24 protein-coding genes are annotated in these 20,918 nt (G+C 63.4%); 11 read left to right on the top strand and 13 right to left on the bottom strand.

All coding sequences use genetic code 11. The features are described 5' to 3' along the window. Window positions 1-373 precede the first annotated feature (373 nt). The 6 genes from ATO7_RS16710 (at window position 374) to ATO7_RS02895 (ending at window position 7,786) form a co-directional block, all read left to right on the top strand. Window positions 374-868, top strand: a complete 495-nt coding sequence (locus ATO7_RS16710; RefSeq protein ID WP_240499434.1) for a TolC family protein — start codon at window positions 374-376, stop codon at window positions 866-868. Further along, complete coding sequence (locus ATO7_RS02875; RefSeq protein WP_083559398.1) at window positions 865-2,718, top strand: efflux RND transporter periplasmic adaptor subunit; 1,854 nt, start codon at window positions 865-867, stop codon at window positions 2,716-2,718. Before ATO7_RS16710 ends, ATO7_RS02875 begins: the two co-directional genes overlap by 4 nt. Further along, a complete protein-coding gene (locus ATO7_RS02880; protein ID WP_083559399.1) occupies window positions 2,712-5,888 on the top strand; it encodes an efflux RND transporter permease subunit in 3,177 nt (1,058 codons plus the stop codon). The genes ATO7_RS02875 and ATO7_RS02880 overlap by 7 nt, the downstream gene beginning before the upstream one ends. Window positions 5,889-5,995: 107 nt before the next feature. Next, complete coding sequence (locus ATO7_RS02885; protein ID WP_083559400.1) at window positions 5,996-6,250, top strand: BufA1 family periplasmic bufferin-type metallophore; 255 nt, start codon at window positions 5,996-5,998, stop codon at window positions 6,248-6,250. Next, on the top strand, window positions 6,190-7,053 hold the full coding sequence (gene bufB / locus ATO7_RS02890; protein ID WP_083559401.1) for an MNIO family bufferin maturase: 864 nt from the start codon (window positions 6,190-6,192) through the stop codon (window positions 7,051-7,053). Before ATO7_RS02885 ends, bufB begins: the two co-directional genes overlap by 61 nt. Next, complete coding sequence (locus tag ATO7_RS02895) at window positions 7,040-7,786, top strand: HvfC/BufC N-terminal domain-containing protein (RefSeq protein WP_083559402.1); 747 nt, start codon at window positions 7,040-7,042, stop codon at window positions 7,784-7,786. Before bufB ends, ATO7_RS02895 begins: the two co-directional genes overlap by 14 nt. A 107-nt stretch (window positions 7,787-7,893) precedes the next feature. On the opposite strand, the gene merA is transcribed toward ATO7_RS02895, so the two are convergent. From merA to ATO7_RS02920, 5 genes are all read right to left on the bottom strand, one after another. Beyond that, the gene (gene merA, locus ATO7_RS02900) at window positions 7,894-9,387 is read right to left on the bottom strand and encodes a mercury(II) reductase (RefSeq protein WP_407938457.1); all 1,494 of its coding nucleotides are present in this window, start codon (window positions 9,385-9,387) and stop codon (window positions 7,894-7,896) included. Further along, window positions 9,303-9,650: a mercury resistance system periplasmic binding protein MerP gene (gene merP, locus ATO7_RS17215; RefSeq protein WP_083559404.1), complete on the bottom strand. Its 348-nt coding sequence runs from the start codon at window positions 9,648-9,650 to the stop codon at window positions 9,303-9,305. Before merP ends, merA begins: the two co-directional genes overlap by 85 nt. A gap of 12 nt (window positions 9,651-9,662) precedes the next feature. After that, the gene (locus tag ATO7_RS02910) at window positions 9,663-10,025 is read right to left on the bottom strand and encodes a mercuric transporter MerT family protein (RefSeq protein ID WP_083559405.1); all 363 of its coding nucleotides are present in this window, start codon (window positions 10,023-10,025) and stop codon (window positions 9,663-9,665) included. A gap of 67 nt (window positions 10,026-10,092) precedes the next feature. Then, on the bottom strand, window positions 10,093-10,500 hold the full coding sequence (locus ATO7_RS02915; protein WP_206044768.1) for a MerR family transcriptional regulator: 408 nt from the start codon (window positions 10,498-10,500) through the stop codon (window positions 10,093-10,095). Between the two features lie 67 nt (window positions 10,501-10,567). Further along, the gene (locus ATO7_RS02920; RefSeq protein WP_158523013.1) at window positions 10,568-11,416 is read right to left on the bottom strand and encodes a helix-turn-helix transcriptional regulator; all 849 of its coding nucleotides are present in this window, start codon (window positions 11,414-11,416) and stop codon (window positions 10,568-10,570) included. A gap of 20 nt (window positions 11,417-11,436) precedes the next feature. On the opposite strand from ATO7_RS02920, the gene ATO7_RS02925 reads away from it, so the two are divergent. Continuing rightward, window positions 11,437-12,291 (top strand): sterol desaturase family protein, encoded by an 855-nt coding sequence (locus ATO7_RS02925; protein WP_206044769.1) that lies wholly within the window; start codon window positions 11,437-11,439, stop codon window positions 12,289-12,291. A 42-nt stretch (window positions 12,292-12,333) separates the two neighbouring features. Here the strand turns inward: ATO7_RS02925 and ATO7_RS02930 are convergent, their stop codons facing one another. From ATO7_RS02930 to ATO7_RS02950, 5 genes are read right to left on the bottom strand one after another with little or no spacing between them, the layout of a single operon-like run. After that, window positions 12,334-13,200, bottom strand: coding sequence for an alpha/beta fold hydrolase (locus tag ATO7_RS02930; RefSeq protein WP_146680118.1), 867 nt, complete (start codon window positions 13,198-13,200; stop codon window positions 12,334-12,336). 14 nt (window positions 13,201-13,214) lie between these two features. Beyond that, on the bottom strand, window positions 13,215-15,449 hold the full coding sequence (locus ATO7_RS02935; protein WP_456238502.1) for a copper-transporting P-type ATPase: 2,235 nt from the start codon (window positions 15,447-15,449) through the stop codon (window positions 13,215-13,217). Between the two features lie 40 nt (window positions 15,450-15,489). Further along, window positions 15,490-15,894 (bottom strand): heavy metal-responsive transcriptional regulator, encoded by a 405-nt coding sequence (locus tag ATO7_RS02940; RefSeq protein ID WP_083559409.1) that lies wholly within the window; start codon window positions 15,892-15,894, stop codon window positions 15,490-15,492. Between the two features lie 2 nt (window positions 15,895-15,896). Then, window positions 15,897-16,568, bottom strand: coding sequence for a cytochrome c biogenesis CcdA family protein (locus ATO7_RS02945; protein ID WP_083559410.1), 672 nt, complete (start codon window positions 16,566-16,568; stop codon window positions 15,897-15,899). Then, window positions 16,568-16,840 carry a thioredoxin family protein gene (locus ATO7_RS02950; RefSeq protein ID WP_083559411.1) on the bottom strand — a complete coding sequence of 91 codons (273 nt, stop codon included), beginning with the start codon at window positions 16,838-16,840 and terminating at the stop codon, window positions 16,568-16,570. Before ATO7_RS02950 ends, ATO7_RS02945 begins: the two co-directional genes overlap by 1 nt. A gap of 146 nt (window positions 16,841-16,986) precedes the next feature. On the opposite strand from ATO7_RS02950, the gene ATO7_RS02955 reads away from it, so the two are divergent. Genes ATO7_RS02955 through ATO7_RS02965 form a run of 3 tightly spaced genes read left to right on the top strand, consistent with a single transcriptional unit; the run spans window position 16,987 to window position 18,578 of the window. Beyond that, complete coding sequence (locus ATO7_RS02955; RefSeq protein ID WP_083559412.1) at window positions 16,987-17,811, top strand: transporter; 825 nt, start codon at window positions 16,987-16,989, stop codon at window positions 17,809-17,811. A gap of 28 nt (window positions 17,812-17,839) precedes the next feature. After that, window positions 17,840-18,148, top strand: a complete 309-nt coding sequence (locus ATO7_RS02960) for a heavy-metal-associated domain-containing protein (RefSeq protein WP_083560985.1) — start codon at window positions 17,840-17,842, stop codon at window positions 18,146-18,148. A 25-nt stretch (window positions 18,149-18,173) separates the two neighbouring features. Further along, window positions 18,174-18,578, top strand: a complete 405-nt coding sequence (locus ATO7_RS02965) for a hypothetical protein (protein ID WP_146680119.1) — start codon at window positions 18,174-18,176, stop codon at window positions 18,576-18,578. Between the two features lie 64 nt (window positions 18,579-18,642). On the opposite strand, the gene ATO7_RS02970 is transcribed toward ATO7_RS02965, so the two are convergent. Continuing rightward, on the bottom strand, window positions 18,643-19,047 hold the full coding sequence (locus tag ATO7_RS02970) for a MerR family transcriptional regulator (protein WP_206044770.1): 405 nt from the start codon (window positions 19,045-19,047) through the stop codon (window positions 18,643-18,645). On the opposite strand from ATO7_RS02970, the gene ATO7_RS17220 reads away from it, so the two are divergent. Further along, a complete protein-coding gene (locus tag ATO7_RS17220; RefSeq protein ID WP_407938458.1) occupies window positions 19,037-19,246 on the top strand; it encodes a sterol desaturase family protein in 210 nt (69 codons plus the stop codon). The genes ATO7_RS02970 and ATO7_RS17220 overlap by 11 nt on opposite strands. Before the next feature lie 74 nt (window positions 19,247-19,320). Here the strand turns inward: ATO7_RS17220 and ATO7_RS02980 are convergent, their stop codons facing one another. Beyond that, window positions 19,321-19,806 (bottom strand): DUF411 domain-containing protein, encoded by a 486-nt coding sequence (locus ATO7_RS02980; protein WP_083559414.1) that lies wholly within the window; start codon window positions 19,804-19,806, stop codon window positions 19,321-19,323. After that, window positions 19,803-20,915 (bottom strand): c-type cytochrome, encoded by a 1,113-nt coding sequence (locus ATO7_RS02985; RefSeq protein ID WP_206044772.1) that lies wholly within the window; start codon window positions 20,913-20,915, stop codon window positions 19,803-19,805. Before ATO7_RS02985 ends, ATO7_RS02980 begins: the two co-directional genes overlap by 4 nt. Between the last annotated feature and the right edge of the window lie 3 nt (window positions 20,916-20,918).

Genomic DNA, 20,918 nt, shown 5'->3' on the forward strand with positions numbered 1-20,918 from the left:
GCAACAGCTGGGGCACAACAAGCCGCCTTCGACCCCGCTGGGCCCCTGACCCCGGATTCACTCGTATCCATTGTGATGCGGCAGAATCCGGGCCTTGACTCGATGCGCGCGGCCGCGGACGTGGCTCGGCTGGAAATTGCCCCGGCAGGCGCTCTGCCGGACCCGAAACTCTCGGGCGCTGTGGCCCCGGACACCTTGGGTGGGCTGGACACGCCATCCGGGACACGACGCGCCAATGTCCGGTTTGAACTCAGCCAGGAAATACCTTGGCCCGGGACGCTGGGACTGCGTTCGCGTGCGGCACGCAATGAAGCATTGGCCGAGAATGAAGGTATCGAGTTAACGAATCGCCGCTGGCCAGGACCGGCAAGCGCTGGCCAGAAAGGATGCCTATCCGGACTTCAAGGTATTCAGCGGCTACAACAGCTTTCTCGATGCACAGCCAAAGCGCTGGTCCATAGGTGTCGGCCTGAGTCTGCCACTGGACCGGTCGAAATACCGCGATCGAATCTCCCAGGCCGGCGCCAATATCCAGAAGCTGGAATATGAAATGGCCGACCGACGTGCAGCCTTGCTCAACGAACTGGAGCAGGCCCATGCGATGGCGGAAGAAGCCGCCCACGAAATCGCGCTGTATGAAGGCGCACTGATTCCCCGTACTCGTGAAAGCCTCAGCGCGGCCCGCGCCGAATACGGCTCCGGCTCCGGCTCGTTCCTGGACGTGCTGCTGGCCGAACAAGTCTTGCTCAAGGCCGAATTGGAGCTGGAGCGCTCGCGCGCCGACTACGACATCGCCATCGCTCAGTTACAACGATGGTCCGGCAGCCCGCTGCCTGAACCAACCCAATCTTTGAGGAATTCGGAATGAATACCCGCAACTTACTCCTTATCGCGCTGGTCATTGCCGTAGGCGGCATGGGCTACTGGATGACCCAGGCTCAACAGCGGGCGAACATGGACGCCGCCAGCTTGGCCGACGCCACCACTTACACCTCCGGGCCATTTCGGGTGACGATCGCCCTGAACCCCAGCGCGCCGATGGTTGGCGAAAACCAGCTCAGCATCCAGCTCGCGGACCAACAGGGCCAGGCTGTGACCGCTGCACGAATCCAGGCCTACGGTGAAATGCCGGCCATGGGCGCCATGTCCGCCATGCGCGCCCCAGCGGATCTACAGGAAGTCGAACCCGGCCTGTATTCGGGGCCACTGGAACTGGAGATGCGTGGCGAATGGCCCTTGTCCGTCACCATTGCAAAAGACGGGCTGGGGGAAGCCCGTCTGGGCTTCGACATGGCCACCGGTCGCGAAGGTTTGTCGATTTCTTCCGGGGGCCGCATGGTCGCTGCCAGCCAGTCCATGCAGCCCACCACCAACACCGTGGCGGACGAGCATGCCGGGGACGCAATGGGCATGAAGATGCCCGGCCAATCCATGGCTCACGATCACGCAGCCGATGACACGGTGTACAGCTGCCCCATGCACCCCTCCGTGCGCAAGCCCGGCCCCGGCCAGTGCCCGATCTGCGGTATGAATCTGGAGCCGATGGACAACAACATGCAAACGCATGCCGACCACGCTGACATGCACACGGGCAACACCCAGCCAGCCATGTCACCAGTGCAAGAAGGAGGCGTAGCCTACTACACCTGTCCAATGCATCCTTCCGTACGTGAGTCACAGCCGGGCCAGTGCCCGATCTGCGGCATGGACCTGAGCGCGGTTAGCCACGAAGACATCAACTCCGGCGTGATTACCGTCGATGCCCGCCGTCGCCAGATGATCGGCGTGCAGACGGCAAAAGCGCAGTCACGCGAGCTGAACAAGTCGATCCGTGCGGTCGGCAAGGTGACTTATGACGAGCGTCGCATCATCAATGTCACGCTCAAATTTGATGCCTGGATTGGTGAGCTGCAAGCGGATTTCGTCGGTGTGCAGGTCGAGAAAGGCCAAGCTCTGCTCTCGGTCTATAGCCCCGAACTGCTCTCGGCTCAACAGGAATATCTGGAAACGCGGCAACGTTTGTCCGGGCGCGGCCCTAACGACAGCCTGCTGGCCGCGGCGCGCCGACGGTTGATGCTGTGGGGCATAACAGATGAGCAAATCAAAGCGCTGGAGCGCCGCGGTGAAGCCTTGGAATACCTGCCGATCTTTGCGCCCGCCAGCGGTACGGTGGTCGAGAAGATGGTCAACGAAGGTAGCGCGGTCAAAACCGGCGCGATGCTGCTGCGCATCGCCGATTTATCAACGGTGTGGATTGATGCCGAGGTCTACGAGGCGGATCTGCCACTGATGCGCACCGGCATGGCAGCCACAGTGACGCTGCCCTTGCAGTCCGGAGCGCAGTTCGATGCCACCGTGGACTACATCTACCCCTATCTATCGGGTGCTACCCGCACCGCCCGCATTCGGCTGGTGCTGGACAATCCGGCGGGCGTGCTCAAACCCGACATGTTCGCCGAAGTTGCCCTTAAGGCCGACCTTGGTCGGCGCCTCGCCGTGCCCTCCGAAGCGGTTTTGATCGCCGGCGAGACGCGCGTGGTTTTCAAGGATCTCGGCGACGACGGCAAGCTCAAGCCCATCCGCGTGAAGACTGGCCAGCGCGTGGGTGACTGGGTGGAGATCACCGACGGCCTGTCGCCGGGTGACACGGTGGTGACCTCGGGCAACTTCCTGATCGCCGCCGAAGCCAAACTCAAAACGGGGATCGAACAATGGTAGCCGAGCATGATTACCGTCGCGGCGCACTGGCCGGCCTGATCGCCTGGTGCGCCCGCAACTGGCTGCTGACCGTGATGCTGGTGGCCGTGGCGGCGGCCTGGGGCGGACGCTCGTTGATGAGCGCACCGCTGGATGCCATCCCCGATCTGTCCGACGTGCAGGTGATCGTGTTCACCGAATGGAGCGGGCGCAGTCCTGACCTGGTCGAAGACCAGATCACCTATCCACTGACCACCACCTTACTGGCTGCGCCGGGCGTGAAATTCGTGCGCGGGCAGAGCTTTCTCGGATTGTCTTTCGTCTATGCGATTTTTGAGGACGGCACCGATATCTACTGGGCGCGCTCGCGGGTGCTGGAATTCCTCAATTCGGCCAGCGGCGACCTGCCCGAGGGCGTCACGCCCCAGCTGGGCCCCGACGCGACCGGCGTGGGCTGGGTCTACCAGTACGCCCTGATCGACAAGTCAGGCAACAACAACCTGGCGGACCTGCGCAGCATCCAGGACTTCAATCTGCGCTACGCGCTGGAGTCGGTGGAAGGCGTGGCCGAGGTCGCCTCGGTGGGTGGCTACCAGAAGGAATATCAGATCAATCTGAACCCGGACCGCCTGGCCAGTTACGACATTTCGCTCAAGCGCGTGGTCGAGGCGGTACGCCGCTCCAACAACGACGTCGGCGGCCGAGTGCTGGAGATTTCCGGCCACGAGCAATTCGTGCGCGGTCGCGGCTATGTGAAATCCACAGCCGATCTGGAAAAGGTCGTACTCGGTGTCAGCGACAACGGCGTACCGATCCGGGTGGCGGACGTAGCCACGGTGAGCCTGGGTCCGGGCCTGCAACGTGGCAGCGCCGAGCTCAACGGCGAAGGTCTGGCCGTGGGGGGCATTGTTGTAATGCGCTACGGGGAAAACGCGCTGAATGTCATCGAGCGGGTCAAGTCCCGGCTGGCCGAAGTGGCCACCAGCCTCCCCGAAGGTGTCGAAGTGGTGCCGGTGTATGACCGCTCCGGCCTGATCACTCGCGCCATCGACACGCTGAAAGTCACCCTGGGTGAGGAAATGCTGATCGTCTCGGTGGTCATCATCGTCTTTCTGCTGCATCTGCGCAGCGCGCTGGTGGCCATCATCACGCTGCCCATCGCCATTCTGCTGGCCTTCATTCCGATGTATTACCAAGGCCTGACCGCCAATATCATGTCACTGGGTGGCATCGCGGTGGCAATCGGCGCCATGGTTGATGCGGCCATTGCCATCGTCGAAAACATCCACCGACGCTTGAGCCTGTGGCAGGACAAACCTGTAGCGGAGCGGGAATCACGCACCGATGTGATTATCGATGCCATGCAGGAAGTCGGCCCTTCGATTTTCTTCGCCCTGCTGATCATCGCGGTCTCTTTCCTGCCGGTCTTCGCCCTGCAGGACAGCGAAGGCCGGCTGTTCAAGCCGCTGGCCTGGACCAAGACCTACTCGATGTTTTTTGCCGCGCTGCTTTCCGTGACCCTGATCCCGGCACTGGCAGTACTGGTCATTCGCGGCAGAATTCATGGCGAGAAAAGCTGGCTGAACCGCATGCTGGTCAGCGGCTACGCACCCGTCGTGCGCTTTGCCGTGCGCTACCGCTGGCCGGTGATCCTGTCCGGTGCGCTGCTGATGGCCTCGTCGGTCATTCCGCTGCGGCAGTTGGGCAGCGAGTTCATGCCGCCACTAAACGAAGGCAGCATCCTGTACATGCCCACCGCGCTGCCTGGCATGTCCACCGGTGAAGCGCAGAAGGTCTTGCAGACCATGGATGCCATGCTGATGGAGTTCCCGGAAGTCGAGCGGGTGTTCGGCAAGGTCGGACGTTCCACCAGTCCCACCGACCCGGCCCCGCTATCCATGGTTGAAACCAACATCACGCTGAAACCGAAAAGTCAGTGGCGCGAGGGCATGACCTGGGACAAGTTGATTGCCGAAATGGATGAAAAGCTGCGCTTCCCCGGCATGCCCAATATCTGGTGGATGCCTATCCAGACCCGCACCCAGATGCTGGCCACCGGCATACGCTCGTCGCTGGGTATCAAAGTATTCGGGCCGGATCTGGCGACCATCGAAACCACCGCCACCGACATCGAAGAAGCCCTGCTGGCTGACGAAGGTACAGCGCCGTACACGCGCAGTGCCTTCGCCGAGCGCACCACCGGTGGCTACTTCCTGGACTTCGACATCGACCGCGACGCGGCCTCGCGTTTCGGCCTGAATGTGGGCGATGTGCAGGACGTCATTGTCTCGGCCATTGGCGGCCAGATGGTCTCGCAAACGGTCGAAGGGCGGGAACGCTACGGCATCCTGGTGCGCTACAACCGTGAATACCGCGACAATCTCGAGGCCCTGGAACGGGTATTTGTCACCACCGCCGCCGGCGCGCAAATTCCGATCACTCAGGTGGCTGATATCAACTTCCGCACCGGGCCGCCGATGATCCGTAACGAAGATGGGCAGTTGGTCGGCTTTGTGTTTGTCGATGTCGGCGACGGTATCGGCATTCCGGATTATGTGGACTTGGCCAAGGACGTGGTCAGCGAACAAGTCAAGATCCCAGACGGCTACCGCATCGCCTGGGCGGGCCAGTTCGAGAGTTTCGAGCGGGCCAAGGCGCGCCTCACTATCCTGGTGCCGCTGACGATCTTCATGATCTTTTTCATGCTCTATTTCCACCGCAAATCACTGGTGGAAACGCTGGTGGTGATGTTGGCCCTGCCGTTCTCACTGGTGGGCGCCAGCTGGCTGCTGTGGGCGCTGGGCTACAAAATGTCGGTGGCTGTGGCCGTGGGCATCATTGCCGTGGCCGGGCTGGCCGTTGAGCTTGGCCTGCTGATGATGCTGTATCTGGATATCGCCTGGCGACAGCACGTGGCCGACGGCCGCATGCGCAACGCCGCCGATTTGAGCGAAGCCATCGTCGAAGGCGCGGCCAAACGCCTGCGGCCCAAGCTGATGACCGGCCTAGCGCTGTTCATGGGCCTAGTGCCGATCATGTATTCGGCCGGCACCGGCGCCGATGTAATGAAGCGGGTCGCCGCACCGATGCTGGGCGGCGTCGGCACTGCCCTGCTAATGGTGCTGATCGTGTTTCCGGCGATCTTCGCCATCTGGCGTGGCAGGCAACTGAATGCGCACAAGGGCCTGTAATTGGGCAGGCATCTGGCGCAGGCAAATAGCCTACTTAAACCTTCACGCGACACTATCTGATTTACCCGGTCCTTATAACAGGACTTTCATCAAGCAAGGAGAAAACCATGCAACATTCCAACTCACTACTGGCCCTAACCGTGGCAAGCATGATCACAGCAGGAACTGCGGCAGCACACGCCGCCGAGGCTCCGGAAGGCAAGGAAAAATGCACCGGCATCGTCAAGGCGGGCATGAACGATTGCGGCACCAGCCAGCACGCCTGTTCCGGTATGGCCAAGACGGACAATGATCCTGAAGAATGGATCTACCTTCCCAAGGGCACCTGCAACAAGATCACCGACGGCAAGGTCAAGTCATAGAGGGGGTCGGGCTGGGGCTGCGGCCCCGGCACCAGGCCGAGATACTGGCCGGCGATCACGACATCGGCTGGTTCGAGGCTCTAAGCGACAACTATCTGGACACCTCTGGCCCGCCAATGCGACAGCTGGAACGCGTGCGCGCGCGCTACCCCGTCGTGCTGCACGGTGTCGGCCTGTCGATTGGCTCGGTCGATCCGCTGGATCATGACTATCTGGATCGGCTGGCGCGACTGGCGGCGGCGGTACAGCCGGAGTGGGTGAGCGACCATATGTGCTTCACCCATGCCGGCGGCCGCTACAGCCATGATCTGCTGCCGCTGCCGTATACCCCGGAAGCGCTGCGCCACTGCGTGCAGCGCATTTCGGTGGTGCAGGAGCGCCTGGGGCGTCGCCTCGTGCTGGAGAACGTATCGAGCTACCTGCGCTATGCGGATTCGTGCATGAGCGAATGGGAGTTTCTTGCCGCGGTAGCCGATGAGGCCGATTGCGAGATTTTGCTCGATGTGAACAACGTCGCGGTCAGCGCGCACAATCACGGCTTCGATCCCGGCGACTATTTGGCCGCCATCCCGCCTGAGCGAGTGCGTCAGATGCATTTGGCCGGCTACGAGCAGGCCGAGGATCACCGCTTGGACACGCACGGTCGGGCGGTACAGCCGGATGTCTGGTCGCTGTACGAAGCGGCACTGGCGCGCTTCGGCCCAGTGCCGACGTCGCTGGAGTGGGATCAGGACATACCCGATTTCGAGACCCTGTGCACCGAGGCCGCACGGGCACAGGAGCGGATGGATGCGGCTCGCTGATCTGCAGCATGGCCTACTGGCCGCGCTGCTCGATGGCGACGAGTCCGTGCTCAGCGCGTTGCAGGATGATCCGCGACGCGGGTCCCGGCGAGCGCTGGCAATCCAAAGTGGCAGCGTTCGGGGTATCCAGAGCCGGGCACTGGCTGAAACCTTTCCCGTACTCGAGCGATTGCTGGGCGCAGACAGCTTTGGTGCCTGCACGCGACGCTACCTCGCCGAAAACCCGTCCCGCACCTGGTCATTGATCGCACTCGGCAAAGCGCTTCCCGACTGGCTTGCCGACTTTGCGCCTCTGGCCAACTGGCCTTATCTGCCTGAGGTGGCCCAGCTGGAATGGGCCTGGCACGAGGTGTTCCATGCCGCCAACGATCCGCCTCAAGACTGGCAGCAACTGGCAACGCTGGACCCAGACCAGCAGGCAGCCCTGCCGCTGTGTCTGCCGACCGCCGCCCGTCTGCTGCACACGCACTACCCGGTGCTGGACATCTGGCAGGCCAACCAGCCCTCAGAGCCAGATACGACGCTGGATTTGAGTGGCCAGGACGCCCAGCGCCTGCTGGTGATCCGCCATGGTGAACAATGGCCCGAGATCCATCGGCTGGATGACCCGGACTATGCCCTGCTGCTCGCAACCCAGGCCGGCACGAGGCTGGGTCAGCTGACACGCGAGCCGGCCTGGGCGGCGCGCCTGCCGGGTCTGGTCGAACGCGGCTGGCTGCGGCTCGGTCTGTGATTTTGTTCGAGACTTGTTTGGATGGATTGCGACACCCTTGATTCGCGGTGATCCGCACACGCTCGTGTCCATTCCTGCCGGATTCGAGTGGGTCGGAGACGATATGCCTAGCCGGCGCAACAGGAGAGTTTCTCGACGTCCTTGGTGAAGGTCTGGGCGCAGAGCTTGAGCGCTTCCACGTGCACCAGATATGGGAACAGCAAATCGCCGAGGGCCTCGACGCTCATGCCGTGATGCACGGCCAGAGCCGCGGTCTGGATCATTTCGCCGGCCTCCGCGGCGAGGATTTGCACGCCCAGCAGGCGGTGGCTGCCGGCCTCGGCCACCAGCTTGACGAAGCCGCGGGTCTCGAAGTTGGCCAGGGCCCGGGGCACGTGGTCCAGCGCCAGCTTGCGCGTCTCGGTCTCGATGCCGCGCTTCCGTGCCTGGCCTTCGTCCAGACCCACGGTGGCCACCTGCGGCTCGGTGAAGATGACCGCCGGCATGGCGGACAGGTCCAGCCTGGCCTCGCCGCCGGTCATGTTCACGGCCGCGCGGGTGCCGCCGGCGGCGGCCACGTAGACCAACTGCGGCAGGTCGGTGCAGTCGCCGGTGGCGTAGATGGTCTCGACGCTGGTGCGCAGGTGCTCGTCCACTTTGACGCCGCCGCGCTCGTCGGTCGCCAAGCCGATCTGTTCCAGGCCCAGCTCGCGGGTGTTGGGCGCACGGCCGGTGGCAATGAGCAGCCGGTCGCCACGGATCGGGCCGTCCCGTGTCTCGAGGACGAACTGGCCTGATTCGTACCGGACCGCGATAGCCTGGGTGTGCTCGCGCACGTCGATGCCTTCGGCCCGGAAGGCGTCAGTGAGACCCGCGCCCAGGTGCGGTTCCTCGCCCGACAGCAGGGTGCTGCGCGCCAGGATCGTCACCTTCGATCCCAGCCGGCAAAAGGCCTGGGCCTGCTCGACCGCCACCACCGAGGCGCCAATGACCAGCAGGTGCTCGGGCGCTTCGTCGCTGAACACCGCCTCGTCCGAGGTCCAGTACGGCGTGTTGGCCAGCCCCGGGATCGGCGGGATCATGGGTGAGGCGCCGGTCGCAATCAGCACGCGATCGGCGGTGATGCGCTCCAGCCCGCCGCCTCGCAGTTCGATGTGCAGGGTATGGGCGTCCTCGAAGCGGGCGCGCCCACGGATCATGTTGATGCCCGGATTGTCGTCCAGGTTCTTCTGGTACTTGGCCTGGCGCAGCTCCTCCACCCGTGAGTGCTGCTGGGCCGCGATCCGCGGGCGCTCGATGGCAGGCGCGTGATTGGGCAGGCCCTCGAAGGGATTTAGCCGCTGATGCTGCGCTAGCTGGGCTGCGCGGATCTGGATCTTGGAGGGCACGCAGCCGACATTGACGCAGGTGCCGCCGATCACGTCGCCGGACTCGATCATGCTCACGCGGGCGCCGGCCTCGGCAGCGCGGATGGCGGCCGCGAAGGCGCCGCTGCCGCTGCCGATGATGGCGATATGCAGACCCTCACCACCGCCGTTCACTGCGGGCGCTCGCTGCTTGGGGGCTTGCTTGTCATCGCAGATGGAAAGCCGGCGTTGGTGGTGGCTTCGGTCAGCTCGGATACCGCTGTCTTGTTCGCGTTGTAGGTCACGGTGGCGGTCTTGGTCGAAAAATTCACCTGAGCGGATCGCACGCCATCAACCCTTTCAAGGGCCTTGCGCACTGCGATGGGGCAAGTCGCGCAGCTCATGTTTTCGACCGCAAGCGATACAGTCTCGGTGGCGGCCGATGCCGGTCTTTCCTCGGCACCGACAGGGCCTCCACAGCCGGTCAGTGACCCCGCCAACAAGCTCAGCAGAGCAATGAATACGGTCTTGTAAAGCATGTCATTCGTCCTTTAAAGCAGGGCTGGGGCGTACCAGGGAAAAGCGAGCAAGGCCAACACGGGGAAGGTGATGAGCCAGAAGATCAGACGTTGGCGGCGTTTGACCGCCGGGTTGGCGCAGGCCTCACCCGGCGCGCAATCCTCCTCGCGCCGATAGAGCTGCCAGCCGGAGAATGCGAGCAACGCGAGGGTGGCGATGACCAAGATGGGCCGATAGGGCTCCAATGCGGTCAGCGAGCTGACCCAGGCGCCGCCGACGCCGATGGAAATCAAGACCAGTGGCGCAACACAGCACAACGAGGCGCCGATCGCTGCCAGCACGGCGCCGATCTGCACCCAGGCGGTGCGACCGGAAATCGTTGCGGATTCATTCATGCTCAGCTCCGTGTTCAATCAATTCAAGGAACACGGCCAAGCCTAAACGCGGTACCCGGGTACCGTGTCAAGCGTCCGAACTGGGATCTTTGCCGATGTGTGACAGAGTCTCGATCAATGGGCAGTGGCCGGGGTCTCGTTCATGCCGACAGCGGTCAATCAGCGCATCCAGAGTGCCCTGCATTGCGCTCAGGTCGGCGATGCGTCTGGCGACCAGGGCGCGCTGGCCTTCGGCTACTCGCCGCACGTCGTCGCAATGGCCGTCGCCGAGTTCCAGCAGTGCAGAGATTTCCGCCAGGCTGAAGCCCAGTTCCTGAGCGCGTTTGATAAAGCGAATGCGGTCCACCGCAGACTTGCCGTAGCGGCGATAGCCGGAATCCGGCTTGGCCGGCTGCTCAATGAGCCCGCGCCGCTGGTAGTAACGCACGGTTTGCAGGTTGACGCCGGCGCGACGGGCCACGGACCCAATCGTCATTCCCGGTGCAGTATCAGTACTTCCGGCCATTGCCCACCTTGGCTCATTTGCAGCGCAAGACGCCATTCTAAGCACCGTCGTATCGAGTCACCAGCCGGTCGCCAACAGCTGGCCGCATGTGCACGCGCGCCAGGCGGCGCGCGCCGAAGAACAGAGCGGGCGGCAAGCCGAACATCCTGCGAAAGGTCCGCGACAGGTGCGCCGAGTCGGCGAAGCCGGCGGCATGGGCCGCCTCGGTCAGAGTTGCGCCGCTGATGGCGTTTTCGACGGCTTGGCGCAATCGCCGCCACAGGATGAAACGTCGTAGTGGCAGGCCCAGTTGGCGCGAGAATAGGTGGCCAAAGTGACTCGGGGACAGGCCGACGGAGCGAGCGAGATCGGCCTGTCGCAGCGCAGATTCGTTCAGATGCTCGTCGATCAGTTCAACAGCCGCTACGATGCGCGGGTCAAGATCGACGATGTCGTGTTCCGGGCTCCGTGCCCCAAGACAGTGTTCCACGAGGCCTTCTGCCTCGGACCAGGAACCCGGAGCGAGAACCCCCAACGTGAGCGCAGCAGGCAATTCGAATGCCGCGTCGCGGTCTCCATGGTGAGGCAGCCAGTGACGGCCCGCTAGGCTTTCCGGTTCCAGGTACAGCAGCAGAATCCGCGTGCCTTGGGCATCGAAGGCGTGCGATAGATCCGCCGGCACCGCGAACCCCGGCGCCTGTTGCCACGGGTTGGCGGTCCCTGTGTGCAGCCGTATCGGGCCATCCAGACCGATGCCCAGCTGGATGGCGTGGTGGCGGTGCCTGTCCGCCTTGAACCCGGGGCCGTGCAGCAGCAGGCGGTCGGACCACAACCAGATATCAAACGGCGGGTCACCGCCAGTTTGTTCAAGCGCTGCGTCCCCGCCAGAAGTCAGACTACGCGTCACTGTTCGACTCAAGGTGTCTTATGGCCATTGTTATTCCGTTGATCCGTTATGGGCTTTTCCCGACCGTTCTGTTCGGCGGCTGCGGCGCAATCATCGCACTACTCGGCTCGGGCGCCCCGGCCTGGATGCCCTGGACCATTCTCGCCGGCGCGATCGGACTGATGTTTGCTGCCGAGCGAATCGTCCCGTATCAGGCGGACTGGAATCGATCACATGATGACGTTGCACGCGACCTGCTGCATGGCCTGGTGAATACCGCGACCAATCACAGCGGCGTATTACTGCTGCCAATGCTGGCGCTGGCGATTCCCGCATCAAGCGTATGGCCAGATGACTGGCCGTTCTGGCTGCAGGTTGTGATGGCAATCATCGTGCTGGATCTGGGGGTCGCGGCGGCGCACCACGCCAGCCATCGCTGGAACTGGCTCTGGCGATTTCACGCCGTGCATCACAGCGTACGGCGTCTGTACGGTTTCAACGGTCTGATGAAGCATCCGGTGCATCAGGCGATTGAAACCGGCTCCGGCATTCTGCCGCTGTTGCTGCTCGGCATCCCGTTGCCCGTCGCGCAGGCCCTGGCGTTCTGCGTGGCCATGCAGCTGCTGCTCCAGCATTCCAATGCCGATTACCGGACCGGCCCGCTCAAGTACCTGTTTGCCAATGCCGAAGTGCACCGCTTCCATCACGTCGGCCGACCCAGCGATGGCGACGTGAACTTCGGTCTGTTCACGACGCTGTGGGATCACCTGGCCGGCACCTTTCGCTACGAGGCAGGCGCCGCGCCCATGCGATCGGACGAGCTCGGTATCGAAGCGCACCCCGACTATCCGGCCGCCTACCTGCCGCAACTTGTCGAGCCGTTTCGCGGGCGCTGAGTGCGATCAGTACGGCGCGAACTGTCGAATTCGAGCTGGTGTTCATTGGCGCAACCAGGACAGTATCAAGGGGTCAAAGGCGTTCGGCCGCTCCAGCTGCGGCGTATGGCCGCAGCGCTCGATCTGACAAAGGGACAGGTTGGGTAAACCGGCCAACTGCGGCGCCCACAGGCTGGGAGGCACCGCGAAATCGTGCGTGCCCGTGATCACGAGCACCGGTGCGGGCATTGCACCGACATCCCAGCTCATCGTGTACTGGCTGAACATCGCGCGGAAAGCCGGAAGGATCCGCGTGGCAATCGGGACTCCGTGCCACAAGGGTGTGGCATCAAATCGGGGTCGGTACCAGTAGAGGGGCGCGTCCGCCACGTATTGGGCGACGAAGTTCTGGCCTGAGGTTGCGACGCTGCCTCTGGCGGACAGAGCCGCTCGGCGCTCCGCCAGCAAATTTCGACGATACGAGGTGGCATGTTCTGCCCAGAACCGCTCGGCTGCTGCGAGGGTGTCGCGTACACCTACAGGCGGCGAATTGATCAGAATCAGTCGGGAGACGCGATCGGGAAATCGCTTCGCATACTCCAATGCGACATTTCCATGGTGCGAATGCCCGGCGACGGCGAGTCGATCGTGACCGCTTGCCGCCCGAATCCGCTCGATGCAGTCGGCATAAAAATCCAGATTGACATGGCTCAGCGGGAAGTCCGGGCCCAGCTTTGAAAAGTGCGGCAGATCGGCGTGAATCATTGTCAACGCACGCTTGAGTCGAAGGGAAAAGGTCCGCGGGTAGTACACCGACGAACCGATCACGAGGAGCGCCGGACCGGCGCCTTCGACCAGGAAGCGCAATTCCCCGCCGGGAATGCCCACCTGACCTTCTCGGCTATCGTTCCGACGCTGCTCGTCAGGCATCGAGCGCTCCACGCTCACACCCGGGCCTGGCGCAACCGCAAAGCGTTGCCGATAACCGACACCGACGACAGGCTCATGGCTGCTGCGGCCAGCATCGGGCTCAGCAGCAGGCCGAAGGCCGGGTACAGCAGGCCGGCCGCGACCGGCACGCCGGCGGCGTTGTAGGCGAAGGCGAAGAACAGGTTTTGACGGATATTGCGCATCGTCGCCCGCGACAACCGGCGGGCCCGCACGATGCCGCGCAAATCACCCTTGACCAGTGTGACTCCCGCGGACTCCATGGCCACATCGGTGCCGGTGCCCATGGCGATGCCGACCTGCGCCTGGGCCAGCGCCGGGGCATCGTTGATGCCGTCGCCGGCCATCGCAACGATGCGGCCTTCGCCCTGCAGGCGCTTGATGGCCTCGGCCTTGTCCTGCGGCAGGACCTCGGCGATCACCTCGTCGATGCCCAGCTGCGCGGCAACGGCCTTGGCGGTGGCTTGCGAATCACCGGTCAGCATGACCAGTCGCAGACCCTCGCCGTGCAGCGTGCGAATCGCATCGGCGGTGGTATCCTTGATGGGATCGGCGACCCCGATCAGACCCGCGGCACGACCGTCCACAGCCACGAACATCACGGTCTGGCCCTGTTCGCGCAGGGACTCGGCGCGTCCAGTCAGGGGCTCGATCGCAACGTTCAGATCGGCCATCAGGCCCCGGTTGCCTAGCGCCACGCGGCGACCTTCCGCGCTGGCCGTCACCCCCTTGCCAGTGACGGACTCGAAGCCCTCGGCCTGGGCGCGCGCAGCGCCCCGCTCCTCCGCGCCGGCCACGATGGCCGCAGCCAGGGGGTGTTCGCTCGGCCGCTCGACCGCAGCCACCAATTTCAGCAGTTCAGACTCTTCGATTCCCTCGGTCGGTTCCACTGTCACCAGTTGCGGGCGCCCTTCGGTCAGGGTGCCGGTCTTGTCCACGACCAGGGTATCGACCGTGCGCAGCACTTCGATGGCCTCCGCGTTTCTGAACAGCACGCCGAAGCCGGCGCCCTTGGCGGTGGCGACCATGATCGACATCGGCGTCGCCAGGCCCAGTGCGCAGGGACAGGCGATGATCAGCACCGCCACGGCGGCGAGCAGCCCGTAGGCCATGCGCGGCTCGGGGCCGACCAGGCTCCAGACGATGAAGGCCAGGGCCGCGACCGCGATCACTGCTGGCACGAACCAGCCCGACACCGTGTCCGCCAGCTTCTGGATCGGCGCGCGGCTGCGCTGGGCTTCGGCCACCATGCTGACGATACGGGCCAGCAAGGTGTCAGCACCGACCTTTGCCGCCCGCATTACCAGAGACCCGGTGCCATTGACGGTGGCGCCGATCAGCGCATCGCCGGCGACTTTGGTGACTGCGATCGGTTCACCCGTGACCATCGATTCATCGACGCTGCTGCGGCCTTCGAGCACCTCTCCGTCTACCGGCACTTTCTCGCCCGGCCGGACGCGCAGATGGTCACCGACCTGCACGTCTTCCAGCGGAACGTCTGCCTCGCTGCCATCCTCGGCGATGCGGCGCGCGGTCTTCGGCGCCAGACCCAACAGCTGGCGGATTGCCGCGCCAGTGCGGCTGCGCGCCCGCAGCTCCAGCACCTGGCCAAGCAGGATCAGGGTCACGATCACCGCCGCCGCCTCGAAATAGACCGCGACCTCGCCCTGGCCGTCACGGAAGGCCGCCGGGAAGATTCCGGGCGCGAGAGCGGCGATCAGGCTGTAGCCGAAAGCCACCGACACCCCCAGCCCGATCAGGGTGAACATGTTGAGATGGCGGTTGTTGATCGACTTCACCGCGCGCAGGTAGAAGGGCCACGCTGCCCAGGTACACACCGGCGTGGCCAGCGCCAGTTCCAGCCAGACACGGGTGCCGTGGCCCAGCCAGGCAGACACGGGCGACCCTGGCAGCATGTCGCCCATCACGATCAACAACAGCGGCAGACTCAGCAGGGCGGCGATACCGAAGCGGCGAGTCATGTCGCGCAGTTCGCCGTCGTCCGCCTCGGCTGATGCATCGGTCGCCTCCAGCGCCATGCCGCACTTCGGGCAGTCGCCGGGGCGATCGCTTTGCACCTCCGGATGCATCGGGCAGGTGTAAGCTGCGCCGGAAGCGTTGCCGGCGTGAAGTTCCGGGCGTCTGTGGGCCGTGCCGGCGTGCTTGGCGTGGGAGCAGGTTTGCGGCTCCTGAGGCGTCTCGGCGACGTGGCATTGATGGGTGGTGTCCATTACTCAACTCCGGTAGTGCAGGATGCGAAGGACACACACCTTAATCCCTGGACTCTGGTCCAGAGTCAAGTCCCTCAAGAATCGGGCAGCCTTCGCGGCTCGCACCGCACAAATTGACCAGCAGTGTCAGCTCGTCGCGCAGCACGGCCAGTTCGTCGAGGTGACGGTTGATCTGCGCCAGTTTCTCGCCAGCCAGCGCCCGCACCTGCGGTCGCGCACTTTGGGGATTGTCGCGAAATAGCAGCAGTTGCCCAATCTCATCCAGCGAAAAGCCCATCTTCTGCGCGCGCTGGATGAAACGCAGACGCGACAGATCACGCGACTCGTAGCGGCGCAGGCCGCTGGGGTCTCGGGCTACCCGGGGCAACAGACCGATCTTCTCGTAGTAGCGCAGCGTATCCGCGCTGAGCCCCAGCTCCCGTACCACATCGCCGATTCGTTGCATGTTTACATCCACCTGAAGTGTGCATTGAGCAGGTACAGACCGACCGCCATCAGGGTCAGCCCACCGGTGATTTCGAAAGCCCGGCGCCAGTGCGCGAGACCGCGCAGGCCTTCCAGCCAGCCCAGGCTCCAGGCGCCGACCAGCAGCGGAACCGCGCGGCCGACGCCAAAGGCCAGCATCAGCAGGGCGCCATAGGCGACCGAGCCCATTGCGGCGCTGGCGCCAAGTCCGACCCACAAGCCCGGTGAGCAGGCCGGGCAGATTCCAACGCTCAGCGGAATGCCGATCATGAAGGCGCCGCCCAGCGTTGCGACGCGCCGGCCGCGCAAGGACACCCAGGGCAGCGGCAGACGCAGCCAACCGGTCCAGATCAGGCCAAGAACGATCAGGAACGGACCCAGGACGCCCGCCCATTGCCGGCTCAGCGCCTGCTGCGCCCATGCGCCACCCAAGGCCGCGCCGATACCCAGCAGCACATGGGTCAGAATCAGACCGGTGCACAGCGCCCCGGCATACGCCAGCGCCTCGCGCGGCGCCCGCGCCCGGGTCACGTAACCCAGCACCAGCGGAATCGACGCGAAGGCGACCGGCGTGAAACTGAACAACAGGCCTGCCAGCAGCGCGGCAGCCAGGCCACCGGCGCCGCCGAGCTGCATCCAGGTGGCCGTGTCCATCAGCGGCTCAAGTGCTCACGCAGAACCCGCCGCAACTCGGCGACGGATGGCGCTCCGCTGAGGACCAGTGCGCCATCAATGGCGATGGCCGGCGTGCTCAGGACGCCGAGGCTCACTGCGTAGTCGATGTCCGCCACGACATCCACTTCGCGAAGACGCAGACGAGCCTCGCCCAACTCCTCGATCACGGACCGGATCCGTTGACGAACAGGCTGGCAGGCACCACAGCCGGTGGCGGTCAGCAGTTCTACAACAATGTCCTTTCGTTCCATAGCGCTTGTCGATTCCCGATCAGTCCGGACAGATTAATTCTTGGAGTCCACTCCAGGTCAACAGTTCCGGCCGCGTCACCGAAAGCCCTTGACATGGAGTGGACTCCAGGTTGTAGCGTGGCGGTCAAGACCTGTTGGAGCGACACATGACAGCGACACACTGGTATTCGGGCCTGCTGGCTCTGGCCCTGGCCCTGGCGGGCACGGCGACCGGCGCCGGCGCCCACGACCCGGTCTTCGGCCTGGGACCGCACACCCTGTTCAAAGGCGGCGTCGAGGTTCATTGGGGCTTTGCCCGCACCGAGGCCGGGGCGGAACGCGAGCAGGAGTTCGCGATTGAACTGAAGTACGGCCTGACGGCGGACTGGGTGATCGGCGTGGAGCAGCACTACGCGGACGCATCGGGCCCGGACGAGAGCCGATCGGGCCGTGGTGATCTGGCGCTGGCGAGCAAGTACCGTTTCTGGCGTCGCGACTTGCCCGGCGTGCAGGAAGCCGCTGCCGTCGCGGTCCGCACGATCATCGGCGGCACCGGCGAGGATAATGTGGCCAACGATGGCGCCACCGACGCCATCCTGGGCCTAAGCTATGGCTACGAGGGTCGCCGCTGGTACCGCTGGGCGGCGGCACGTTATCGCCGCAATGGCGAGAACGATGCGGGACTGACGCGCGGCGATGTGCTGCTACTGGATCTGGTCGGCGGCATCCGCCCGCGACCCACCGGCTACTTTGAACCGGACTGGGTCTGGATGCTGGAGCTGAACGGCGAGCTTGTCGAGCGCGCCGAGCGCAACGGCGTTGCCATCGCCGCCAGCGGCGGCGACCGCTGGTTTCTGAGCCCCGGACTGATGCTGACCTATCGCAATTACGCCCTGAAAACCGGCATCCAGTTGCCCTTGGTACAGAACCTTAACGGCCCGCAGGACGAGATCGACTACCGCGCGGTGCTCGAACTCGAAGGCCACTTCTGACATCCACACGCTGACCTGGAGAATCATGATGATTTCAAGACACCTAACGGCACTGCTCCTGGCGTCGCTGCTCGGCAGCTGGTCCGCCGCGGCGCTGGCCGATACCGCCTACGAAATGCGCGTGGACGGGCTCGCCTGCCCCTACTGCGCCTACGGCATCGAAAAGAAACTCAAGCAGATCGACGGCGTCGATCACGAATCCCTGGACATCGACCTCAATACAGGACTGGTCCGGGTGCGGGTGGCCGATGGCGTCACGCTGAGCGATGAGCGCCTGCGCCAGTTGTTCAGCGATGCGGGGGTCACTTTCCGTTCGGTCGAAAGGACGCCGTTGTGAGGGCAGCGGCATCGATGGTCGGCGAATGAATGAGGCCCGGGCACGCCTGCGCGAAGCTGCCATCACCTTCGTCAGCCTGCTGGGTTCCACCGGCACGCTGGTCTGCTGCGCGCTGCCCATTCTGTTGGTCACCCTCGGACTGGGCAGCGCGGTGGTCGGCCTGACCGGCGCTTTTCCCTGGCTGATCACACTGAGCCAGCTCAAGGCCTGGGTCTTCGCCGCGTCGGGCGGGATGCTCGCGCTCAGCGGCTGGCTGATCTACCGCAGCGGCCGCCAGTGCCCGGCCGACCCAGCCCTGGCGGCCATGTGTGCGCGCGCGGACCGATGGAACCGCCGTATCCTCATCCTGGCAGCCGGCATCTGGCTGCTGGGTTTCTTTGCCGCCTATCTGCTTCTGCCGCTGACCCGGCTGTTCGAATTGGCGGGATAAGCGTCAAGCGCCTCGCTGCATCGTCGGTGTTCGTGCAAAGCACCAATCGACACGAGTCATGGACTCAGTGCTCGTCGTTCCCGGACAGCGAACTTACGATGGGACAATCAGACGGGGAACCGTGCCCTGGGCATTTTTCGATGACCACTTTCAAACCTTGACGAATCCGTTGCATTTCCTTGATCCGTTTTTCCACCTCAAGCAGTTTTGCGGTGGCAGCCTCCCTTATGGCCGCCATGTCCGTTCCGCTGCTGAGAACCAGCAACTCGGCGATCTCGTCCAACGAGAATCCGAGGTGCTTGGCACGCCGAATGAAGTTCAGGCGGCCGACCTCGGCGGCATCGTATTCCCGGTAGCCTGAAGATCGGCGTGCCGGAGGTGGCATAAGCCCGCGACGTTCATAGAAACGGATGGTGTCAATGTTTACGCCGGCCTGCTTGGCCAGTCGCCCTATGGTCATGGTTTTCATTTGGCGGCCCTCCTGGCTGCTGGGTGTCGCGGAATTGCACCGCTGGCATCACAAACGCGATTACGAGGATGCCGAAGTCAATTTCGGCGAAGTCTGGATGATTTGGGACCACCTTTTCGGCAGTTTTATGACACGAAGGAAACTCCCCGCGCCGGCGAGCTTGGGTTCAAGCATGAACGCATCCCGAATGGCTATTTAAAACAGCTAAGCTGGCCGTTTCGAGGCTAAGTCTAAGTGCTGCGGCCTCTCACTCGAAAGGCCGCTGCCCGTTCATCAACCACCACCGTGCTGCGCGAATGCCTGCGGTGGCTTCTCGCCATTGAACATCCAAACAGTGTAGGCATCACGTCGGTCGCCCATTTCCATGCCCGGAGATCCTGCTGGCATGCCCGGCACCGCCAAGCCTTTGCCTTGAGGGCGTTCGGCCAGGAGTTTGTGAACATCCTGTGCGGGCACATGGCCTTCAATAACATAGCCGTCAACCACGGCCGTATGGCAAGAACCCAGAGCAGCAGGCACACCTAAACTGCGTTTACGTTGTGTCAGATCGTTCTCTTCGACTACGTCCACCAAGAATCCGTTGTCACGCATGTGCTCGACCCACTTGCCGCAGCAGCCGCAGGTCGGGCTTTTGTACACGACCATTTTTGGCAAAGCATTAACAGACTGTGTATCGGTGGCCGTGGCGGATTGGCCGCTGCTACATGCCACGAAAAGTAGCGTCAAACTGAGCAACACACTTGAAATAAATATCCTCATTGAGCTGCTCCTGACGACCAATGAACATGTGCGACACGCCACTGGGTGTCTTGCCGCTCCAGCAATAGGGTTTCGGTGCTGAGCAGATTCACCCGCTTGCCCTGGCTATCGCTACGTAGCCGTGAACGCGAAGCCACTATGGCATGATCGCCATAGTCGAAAACCTGGCGTGATACCGGCTCCGAATTGAGCGTGGCCAAAAAAGTCATGTCGTGTGGCATGTGATGTGCTGCATAGTCCTCAAGGCCAGCTTCCGCGCCGCCTGACTCAAAAATCAGAACTGCGGGATCCAACAGTTGACGCACGGTTTTTTCATCCCCGGCACGTAACGCCGTAAACAGCTCGTCGGCGATTTTACTGGGCGATGCGCGGGCGTCACTGGCGGGATGCTCATGGGACGTATGCTGATCCGTGTCCGGACTTTCGGGATGAGGATGACTGCCATGTTCATGCGGCGTATCGGCATGCCCCGACTTAGGCGGGCTGGCCTCAGCATCATGATGCCCTTGCGTTTTCGCGGGCTCCGATGACGGACCAGGGTGAGCATGTTCAGCCCCGGACTCGTCGTGGTCATCGTTCATTGGATTCTGCTGCGTGCCAGCAGACGGACCATGACTGTGCGCATGACCATCGCCTTTCTTATACTTCACACGCGCTTCGCGACTGGCCGCATCGTATTCCGCTGAGCTCATCGTTTTGCTGGCCTGCAAGAATGCCGTCAATGCCCACAGCTCATCGTCTTCGTGGCTGGGGCCAAAGGCCGGCATGGCAGTCATGCGCACGCCGTTTTTGATCACCCAAAAGGCTTCGGCTGGGTTTCGCTGCGCCAGCAATTCCTGCATATCCGGTGGACGAGGATTCATCCCCTGGACCTGCACACTAGGGTCCTGGCCCGGCGGGGTGTGACAACCTGCACACATGCCTTGAAAGTTATACGCACCTCGCTGGATGCGCTCCGTTGAAGCCAGATCAGCAGGCACCGCAATGTTCCTGGATGCACGGGTGACCGCTTTCTCGTAAGCGGTGTGAATCAGGTTTGCTACCAGCGGTGGTTCCGGTGGAAACGCAGCGACTGGAAACCAGCCGCCCATGACGATGGCAAACGCCAATAT

Source organism: Oceanococcus atlanticus, from assembly GCF_002088235.1.
In the GTDB taxonomy this organism is placed as follows: Bacteria; Pseudomonadota; Gammaproteobacteria; order Nevskiales; family Oceanococcaceae; genus Oceanococcus; species Oceanococcus atlanticus.